The sequence below is a fragment of the Gammaproteobacteria bacterium genome (assembly GCA_021648145.1).
Taxonomy (GTDB): domain Bacteria; phylum Pseudomonadota; class Gammaproteobacteria; order JAADGQ01; family JAADGQ01; genus S141-38.
This window is the reverse complement of the sequence record JAKITI010000003.1, coordinates 220,215-229,269: the sequence shown is the minus strand read 5'-3', so window position 1 is coordinate 229,269 and position 9,055 is coordinate 220,215. Positions and strand designations below refer to the sequence as shown.

9 protein-coding genes are annotated in these 9,055 nt (G+C 42.5%); 1 reads left to right on the top strand and 8 read right to left on the bottom strand.

The features are described from left to right. The 8 genes from L3J70_03345 to ccsA form a co-directional block, all read right to left on the bottom strand. Positions 1–412 (bottom strand): glycosyltransferase family 1 protein (locus L3J70_03345; GenBank protein ID MCF6235401.1); only part of this gene is annotated, 412 nt, incomplete at its 3' end. Continuing rightward, positions 409–1,668, bottom strand: coding sequence for a glycosyltransferase family 4 protein (locus tag L3J70_03340; protein ID MCF6235400.1), 1,260 nt, complete (start codon positions 1,666–1,668; stop codon positions 409–411). The genes L3J70_03345 and L3J70_03340, both read right to left, overlap by 4 nt. Positions 1,669–1,704: 36 nt before the next feature. After that, entirely contained in the window at positions 1,705–2,838 is a 1,134-nt protein-coding gene (locus L3J70_03335; GenBank protein ID MCF6235399.1) for a glycosyltransferase, read from the bottom strand. A gap of 794 nt (positions 2,839–3,632) precedes the next feature. Beyond that, positions 3,633–3,830 (bottom strand): DNA gyrase inhibitor YacG, encoded by a 198-nt coding sequence (locus L3J70_03330; protein MCF6235398.1) that lies wholly within the window; start codon positions 3,828–3,830, stop codon positions 3,633–3,635. Then, positions 3,827–4,582 (bottom strand): cell division protein ZapD, encoded by a 756-nt coding sequence (gene zapD, locus L3J70_03325; GenBank protein ID MCF6235397.1) that lies wholly within the window; start codon positions 4,580–4,582, stop codon positions 3,827–3,829. The genes L3J70_03330 and zapD overlap by 4 nt, the downstream gene beginning before the upstream one ends. Before the next feature lie 208 nt (positions 4,583–4,790). After that, positions 4,791–5,918: a 4-phosphoerythronate dehydrogenase gene (locus tag L3J70_03320; GenBank protein ID MCF6235396.1), complete on the bottom strand. Its 1,128-nt coding sequence runs from the start codon at positions 5,916–5,918 to the stop codon at positions 4,791–4,793. Next, positions 5,915–7,195, bottom strand: a complete 1,281-nt coding sequence (locus L3J70_03315; protein MCF6235395.1) for an HlyC/CorC family transporter — start codon at positions 7,193–7,195, stop codon at positions 5,915–5,917. The genes L3J70_03320 and L3J70_03315 overlap by 4 nt, the downstream gene beginning before the upstream one ends. A gap of 10 nt (positions 7,196–7,205) precedes the next feature. Then, positions 7,206–8,006 carry a cytochrome c biogenesis protein CcsA gene (gene ccsA, locus L3J70_03310; GenBank protein MCF6235394.1) on the bottom strand — a complete coding sequence of 267 codons (801 nt, stop codon included), beginning with the start codon at positions 8,004–8,006 and terminating at the stop codon, positions 7,206–7,208. A gap of 225 nt (positions 8,007–8,231) precedes the next feature. On the opposite strand from ccsA, the gene L3J70_03305 reads away from it, so the two are divergent. Then, positions 8,232–8,996: a 3',5'-cyclic-nucleotide phosphodiesterase gene (locus tag L3J70_03305; protein ID MCF6235393.1), complete on the top strand. Its 765-nt coding sequence runs from the start codon at positions 8,232–8,234 to the stop codon at positions 8,994–8,996. The last annotated feature ends 59 nt before the right edge of the window (positions 8,997–9,055 follow it).

Genomic DNA, 9,055 nt, shown 5'->3' with positions numbered 1-9,055 from the left:
TAATCAGTTGGCGATGACGGCTTTGCTCTTCGATTAGTGGCGCATTGACTTCTAAAATTCCTGGCACCCCTTCAGTTTTAGCAAACTCCATGGCGGCATAACTCCAAAGAGAATAGCGCTCGTAAATCAGGTCAAAAGGGTCACTTTGTGCAAGTGCTTCCATTATGTTTGAATTTAGATTTTGGGAAAATATTTCACGCTGACTAGGATCTTTAGAAGTAACCATCGGTAATTGGACGACTGTCACGCCTTGTAGATCAAGAGTGGCTTTGCCTCCCAGCCGTGGAGTAAAAAGAGTGACTTCCGCTCCTTGACTTAAAAAAGATCGAATGACTTCCTGAACATGGATTGAGCATCCTTTATACCCAAAAACGGGTACGCCTAGATCAGTGCAAATGTAGGCAATTTTCATAATTCTACCTGCTGTTTGTTCAATTTATGGTTCTTCAATGGAGACGTGGCCACGTTGTTAAACACGGAACGTAATATGGTTGTATTTTTATCAATATCGAAAGATTGTTCGATCAAATAACGTGCTTGTTGAGCAAGCCGTGTACGTTCCTGCGGTTGGTTTAATAAATCAGTCAATCCCCGAGCAAGTTCTAGCGCATTTTTTTGCGGAACTATCAGTCCCGTCTGGTTGTGTTTGATGGCTTCTGGGATGCCGGTGACATCGGTTGAAATACACGGTGCGCCCAGGGCCATCGCCTCAAGCAAAACGGTCGGTAAGCCATCACGGTTACCATCAGCACCTACCACACAAGGCGCTGCAAATACAGCGGCTTGTTGCAAGCTAGCGATCACTTCTCTTTGGGGACGAGGACCTAAAGTTTTTACTTTATCCTGTAAATTATATTTAAGAATATCTTTATTGAGCGAATCTTCTAGTGGGCCGCCGCCTATAATATGACATTCAAAATTGATATTGGACTGCTGTAGCTCGGCGCAGGCGGCGATCAAATCAGAGAAACCTTTTTTCTCGATTAAACGGCCAACAGCGACAATTCTTGGCGGTCTATTTTTGGGATCAGAATAGAGTAAGCGAGATAAATCGAGACCATTGTAAATGCGTTGTACTTTGCTGGCAGCATGACCAAACTTGTCCTGAAGAAAATCCACATTGTAATCACTGACGGTGATCACCGAGGAGGCATCTTGAATTTTTTGCAGTAAATCATGGTGATTTACGCTTTCATGAAAAATATCTTTGGCGTGAGCGGTAAAAGAGTATGTGATTCCTGAAAATAAAGCGGCTAAACGCGCAACGGTTGTCGTCGAGGTGGCAAAATGGGCATGTAAATGCGTAATACCTTTTTCTTGAACCTGCAAGGCAAGCAAAGCGGCCTGATAAACATCGCGAGCGACCTCGTTCCTTGCCGCATTCAGCCCTGAAACAGAGCCAGGAAGGTCTTTTATCGTAGCCATTAGCTCTCTCCAGAATTCACCTGCACTCAGTACGTTTGAAGCAGGCAAATAGGTGACTGGCGCGCGCACTTTAGCAATCGTGTCCTGAAAATGCGTATCACTGGATTGGCGTAGGGCAAAAATATCGAGTGACAGTCCCGCTTTTTCGTGAGCGAGAATTTCATTGACGATAAATGTTTCTGAATAGCGCGGATAACGCTTTACGACATAACCGACTCGTTCGGATTTGAAATAATTAGACATGATAAATGCACTCACTTGATAAATTGTTTTAGACGATTATGTCAATTGACAGATCTCTCTGATCAAATGTGGTAGTCGGGATAAGCCTTTAAAGTCAAGCTGGTCATGAACAGATGGAGTATCTGAGTTTTGAGAGGCCTTTTTTATCCAGTCAGTAAGGATTTCGGGTGTGACTTGATCAGGAAGAATAACATCAATGATTCCAAGCTCCTGGAGTCGTTTGGCACGTACTAACTGTTCCTTCTTCGGTGTGACACGGGGGATGATGAGCGCACGTTTTTCATAGGATAAAACCTCTGAGACAACGTTATAGCCTCCCATGGCAACTATGCAATCGGCTTGTTGAATAAGATGAGTAGGTTCGCTTACATACTCAAACACCATCAGATTGGCCCTGGTAGTCGCTATGCGATGTAGTTCTGTTTTCATTTCTACCGGCATAAACGGGCCTGTGACTATCACTGCGAACATATCCGCTGGGAGTACGGCCCGAGCAAAGGCTTCGGTTAAACTTGCACCGTCCTGTCCGCCACCTACCATGCATAAAACGAAGCGGCCTTCTTGAAGACCCAGCCTGGTGCGGCTGGGCTTCGTCACGGCTTTATTATGCTGATCAAAATGTATACGACGATCAAAGTAACCCGTGTAACTGACTTTTTCGACTATGTCATCGGGCATCTTATATTCTCGAATTGCATCGTAAACATGTGGATCACTGTAAATCCACACTTTGTCGTAAAAATCACGAATTGTCTTCTCGTTTTCGGCCTTATGCCATTCGACTTTTACTCGCTCAGGTTCATCAAGCACATCCCGCAAGCCCAACACGCAATAAGTATGGCCACGTCGACGGATATTCGATAAGACTTCATCTAGTTCATAGAGCGCGCCACGAGGTACGCTGTCCACAATAAATATATCTGGTTCAAAAGCTTCGATTGATGAACAAATCATTTGAGCACGAATTTTTTTAATATCCTTTAGTGGAATACCCAGCGAACGCGACCGGTAACTACCGTCACTATTCTTGCTTAAAGAGGGTAGTGTGACGCAGTCAACGCCTGGTGGCATTTGAGCCGCATTCGCCTGGCACGCACCTGCCACTATTAAAATATTGGTTGGCAAGTTGCAATCCGCCAGGGCTTGACTGATCATTAGATTGCGTCGCATGTGCCCCATCCCCATAGTGTCATGAGAATATAGAGCAATACGAATTTTTCGCGACATATCGAAGCGAGGTTTATTTGATATAGCGTTCACAGCTTCAGCATAATTTTGAAGAGGTATTTGAGAAATAGGAATTATTTTTTGGGTCACGGGTCTGCTCCTTGAAATTATATGTTGTTGGTTATCCATGTATTGCGTCGCTGGTTCTTAGCTAACAATAATGCCATTACACTAAACTCCGATGAATATAGAGAGGTATGAAAGATTAAAAATAGATAAAAAACAAATGACTGGAAAATGAATCTTCCATGAAAGACAGGTGAAAATTAAACCCTTTAACTAAAACCCATTGTCATAGACAGAGATATTTAGAGTTTCCTTATTAGCCGTAAAGCCCAGCGAACTTACGTCTAATAAGTTATAATAATACCAAGGTAATACAACAAGTTGAAAAGGTGACTAACCATGCCCATCAATCGTGTTCAATTCCAAAAAGGTCTCAACCTTGATGAGTTTATTGAAAAATATGAAAAGGAGGAGTCCGGATGGATTTATTCAAAATAAAGTGGCCTGCAGGTTATCAATGTCCTGAAGTGGGTACAGTAAACACTGTCAACTCACTCGTGAAGACTATCAGTGTAACCAACGTCATCACCAAACGAGTTTGATATCAGGAACCATTTTTCAGGGAACAAAACTCCCGTTGCTGATAATTATGGCTAATCAGGTAGAGTTTTTAAAAAAAAATATAGTACTTGATATTCCACCGTTTTTTCCTGTAAAAATGACATAACAGTTCAGTCCGGCAGACTCCTGACATCACTATCCAACTCTGGATTTACAAGCTCTTCACCCGCAATCACATGCGAACCATCAGCCCATTGACCTAGGTCAATCAACTGACACCGCTCGGAGCAAAATGGGCGCCATAACGCATCGGTAGACCATATGATTTTTTTCTGACAAGCAGGGCAAGAAACTTCTATGTTTTTCATAACATGCAACAACTTAGCTGAAATTCGATATTTTCTGATGTTTTCTCAGAACGTTCATTGAGTGAAGCTTTCATAAAAGTCACGCTAAAACGATGTTTACCGCCACTCATTTCCGTGAAATAAGGCGAACCCTCTGTCAACAAAATACGAATCAATTGAGTATTGGCATCAGGGGTGTGCTGAAAAAAACCTGACGCTGCTACTTTCTCTTGTGGCGACCCACTATCACGAATGGTACGCAAAATTAGCTCTATAGCCTGCCGTATTACGTCAAATCCCTGCTGCCATTGCAGTAAATCTTGTCTACGACGCTCTGGTGGCTGCATCAACCAAAAATGATAAATCGGTAGATCGGAAATACAAGCGCCCCCCGTCATGCAATCTTTTTGCTGGATCGAGTAAAGAAACTCATTACGCTTAGACCCCTGTTGCGCAGGCAAAGCATATAATCGATTCGCTAAGCCTTCAAACTCTTTTAACGTTTTATCGAGCTGTTCTCGATTCACTTCAGGGTTTTTGACCAATTTACCTAAAGTGGCTATCTGCCTGTCGAGCTCTTTAACAATTTCAATCTTAAGATCTGAACGAGAAAACAGAGTTTTAATATCGAGAAGACCCGATAGAGCAGCAGCACTATCCCACGAACTCCCACCACGCTCATGGTAAGCCATTTGATCAAACAGGTATTCAAGACGAAGAAATTTCTTTATTCGTTCATTTTGGGGTTGCTCATAAACAATATATTTAGGCATATAAAATATTAACCAGCACAGCTGGAACTTACTATTCCCAATGGGAAAATTCCCTTGATAAATGCGATATAAATCATAACTGATTCTAATATTGATTAATACTGAAAACTTATTTTAACCAAACATATCAATCAGAAAATAAACAACAAAAACGGTTAATCTCCAGAACACCATATTGCCCGTTGGCCAGCTTTTTGCGAAATAATATTTAGGTTTGAAATCCAGCAGCAGATAATTGCTCTATTTCACTGCCATCATGTACGGTTAAAGATGCAAACTCCCTACGAACGGGGTAATTTTTTCTCAGTTGATCAAATGCCAGCTTTTGCTCTTCAAGCGGCAAAACTAACGTCTTTCTCAAATCTTTATCATCACGGAGAGGGTCATAAACCAGACGCATAATCTCTACCGCAGACCGCCCTTCCTGACTCACCTCTGAAAGTTCAGCCACGGGTAAAAAATCGTCTAGTACTTTTGCAATCGGATATTTCAGATACTCCGCCAACGCTTGATAAAGCATATAAGTGCCACGAATTTTTCCATCCAGACTGTAACCTGCGATGTGAGGTGAAACCAAGGCACAACGTGCAGCAAGCTCTGAATTAACCGCAGGCTCGAATTCCCACACGTCCAGGACAAAAGTCAGGTCAGCTCTTTTCTGGCCTAACTCCAACAATGCCTTACTATCAATGACAGAACCACGCCCTGCATTTAATAAAACTGTCCCTTTTTTTAATCTTTGTAATAAAGGTTGGTTAAACAGATGATGTGTTGGAAAAACCTCATCCAGAGTCAACGGCGTATGCAGACAGATAAAATCAGCTTCCTGAACCAATGCATCAAGCCCAACAAAACCTGGTTCATTTTGTGCGCGTGGTGGATCATTCAAAAGAACTGTATAGCCTAGTGCCTGCAGCCGACGCTGCAAGCGACCACCCACATTGCCGACACCAACAATGCCATACGTTCGATCCGCTGGATCAAACTCTTGCTGCTCTGCAAGTAAAAAAATAGCACTCAGAACGTAATCAACAACTGCATCAGCATTGCAGCCAGGGGCATTTGAAAAGCCAACCTCCTCTTTTTGCAATAAAGAGTGATCAACATGATCCGTTCCGATCGTCGCCGTACCTACAAATTTTACCGGTGAATCTGCAATCAACGCCTGATTTACCTGAGTAACCGAACGCACCAGCAATACATCAATATCAGTTAAATCTGCTGATGTGATCTCCCGCCCAGAACGTAAAACCACATCACCAAACTCTGAAAATATCTCACAAACCTGTGGCATATTTTCATCAGCAAGAATTTTCAGGGGCTTTTTCTTTTTCATACTTCCATTTTACTTTTTTCTGATAATACAGGAAAAACCCGGGCAGATTTAATCGCATTATCTTTTGTTTGTAAAATTTCAATTGGATAATTATCAATCAATAAACTGGTGCCTGGGCTTGGTATTGACTCAAGGTGCTCGATAATCAAGCCATTCAATGTTTTTGGGCCTTTAGTCGGCAAATTTATTTGCATATTTCGATTTAAAGCTCGGATATTGATTGCTCCGTCTACAATACATGAACCATCTTTTTGAGGATGGAGCTCGCGTCCACTGTCAGAAATATCTGTGGTAAATTCACCAACAATTTCTTCCAGAATATCTTCCAGCGTCACCAATCCGAATATTTCACCATACTCATCCACCACAAGTGCTATACGTCTTTTTTGGCGCTGAAAATTCAGTTGCTGAATATTAAGAGGTGTACCTTTAGGTATGAAGTAAGGCTCTTTACTGATTTCAATAATCGCATCAACACTCAATTCGTTTCGATGTAAAAGTGGCAATGCATCTCTCACATGCATCACGCCCATGACATGGTCAATATTGCCACGATAAACTAATAAACGTGTATGTTGACTGCTTGTAATAACCTCAATAATGTCTTCAATCCCTTCATTGAGGTCAATCCCCACGATGTCATTACGTGCAACAATAATGTCTTCAACGGTCACCTTTTCCAAGTCCAGCACATTAAGTAACATTTTTTTGTGCTTCGCCGGAATTAATGCGCCTGCTTCATTAACAACAGCTCTCAGTTCTTCTGCACTCAAATTTTGATGCCCACCTTTGTCGGGCGAAACGCCAATAACAGCTAACATGCTATTCGCAATGGTATTGATGATCCAGATAATAGGGTAAAACAACTTCAACATAGGCAACAACACAACACTCGCAGGAAAAGCGATACGCTCTGGATGTAAAATAGCAAGTGTTTTTGGCCCTACTTCGGCAAAAATAAGTATCACAAATGTCAGCAAGCCTGCTGCAATCGCAATCCCTGCCTCACCCATTAAACGCAATGCAATAATGGTCGCTAGAGATGATGCCAAAATATTAACGAAGTTATTACCCAGCAAGATAACTCCAATCAAACGATCAGGACGCTCCAGCAATTTCGCAACACGCTGCGGCCCAGCTTGCCCCATTTTAACAAGGTGTCTCAAACGGTAACGATTAATACTCATCATTGCCGTTTCGCTTGCAGAAAAAAATGCTGAGAGCAAAATCAATAAAGCCAGAAAACCAAACAAAAACTCTAACGGTATATTATCCATGATCTATTTTTCAGGTCAGTAAAACTTCAAGTACAAGTTTGCTGCCAAAATAGGATAGCAACAAAATAGAGAATGCAACAAGCGTCCAGCGAATGGCCACTCGACCACGCCATCCGAAACGCCATCGCCCTAATAAAAGAATCGCAAATAGTACCCAGGCAATCAGCGATAAAACTGTTTTATGTACAACCTGCTGTGCAAACAGATCCTGCACCGCAACAGCGCCGCTCAACAGCGCCAGGGTATGAAGTACAAAGCCAAGTGTAATGGCCTGAAACAACAGCAGCTCCATAGTTTCCAGCGGAGGCAAGGCTCGCACAAACCCACCAGGCTTTCTGTTTCGTAAACGCCAGTCCTGCACCGCCAGAAGAAGTGCTTGTGCAGCGGCAAGTGCAAGCAGACTATATGCCAACATAGACATCACAATATGAATTTCAAGACTCAACGGTGGCCGCTCTTGAAAGAGGTGCAGAGCCGGCAGTGTCATATCCAGAACAACGGACAAACCTGCTAAAGGCAAAATGGTAATACCGAGATTTTCAACGGGCTTGCTCAACGCAGCAATCCAGAGCAGCAGAACAATCAACAAAGAGGAGAGTGAAATCACACTATAAAAGCCCAGATTCACTCCTGCCGCAGTAAATAAGCTGGGAACCAGAGTCACAACGTGCAAAATAATTGCAACAAACCCTAACGCCAGAATCCCATAGCTCTTCTTTTGTGCTCCCCCAGATGAAATACGCACGACCAACCAGACCGCCGTCATCAAATAAAGAGCCGCAGCAAGAAAACCGGCAAAAGAAGTTAACATTATTATACCTTAAGAGTTGCAATTAAAAAGAGGGTAAATAATGGCATAATCGGGCACCACATGAAAATTTAAAAAACGGGTTACGTGCATTTAATTAAAAATATCATTATTATTGACGCTAATACAAAGACTTAATACTTAATTTTAATAATTTTTAACTTCAAAAATCAAAGCGAAAAATAGGACGCAAGATATAATGACAGCTCCAAACCTCCGGGAATTTAAATGAAATTACGCATACTAGGATGCAGTGGCGGCATCAGCGCACAGCGGCAAACCACCTCTTTCATGGTGGATCACGACATTCTCATTGATGCCGGCACAGGGGCTGGGCAACTCACGCTGGATGAAATGAGCCGTATCCAGCACATTTTTATTACCCACTCACATCTGGATCACATTGCATGCTTGCCTCTGTTAATTGACAGTGTTTTTGATCAAATTACGCGCCCCATTGCAATTCATGCACTGCCAGAAACTATTAAGGCTCTACAGCAACATATATTTAACTGGGTAATCTGGCCTGATTTTTCAGAACTCCCTGACCCCAAGCATCCTGCGATCGCCTATTATCCGTTAATACCTGGGGAAATTTGCACCCTGAATGGTCGCCATTTTGAAATGATTCCGGTCAACCATGTCGTGCCCACTGTTGGCTACCGGGTGAGCCATAAAAACAAAACTTTTGTTTACTCTGGCGATACAACAAGTAACGATAGCTTCTGGAATATTATTAATCATTACGATCACATTGATTTACTGATCATTGAATCTGCATTCGCCAATCAAGATGAAGCGCTTAGCCAACGCGCCAAACATTACTGCCCGAATACATTAGCGGCTGACCTAAAAAAACTAAAACATGATACCCGCATCTATCTGACGCATGCAAAACCTGGAGCTGAACAAGCCATTCTGGCTGAGTGTGAAATAGCACTTTCTGATTTCAATATCAAAGCGCTCAAAGGGGGAGAGGTTTTTCAGCTGTAACATTTGAATGTTACCCTCCACTCCCCTATCATCTACCAACAACCTTAATCAATCACCAT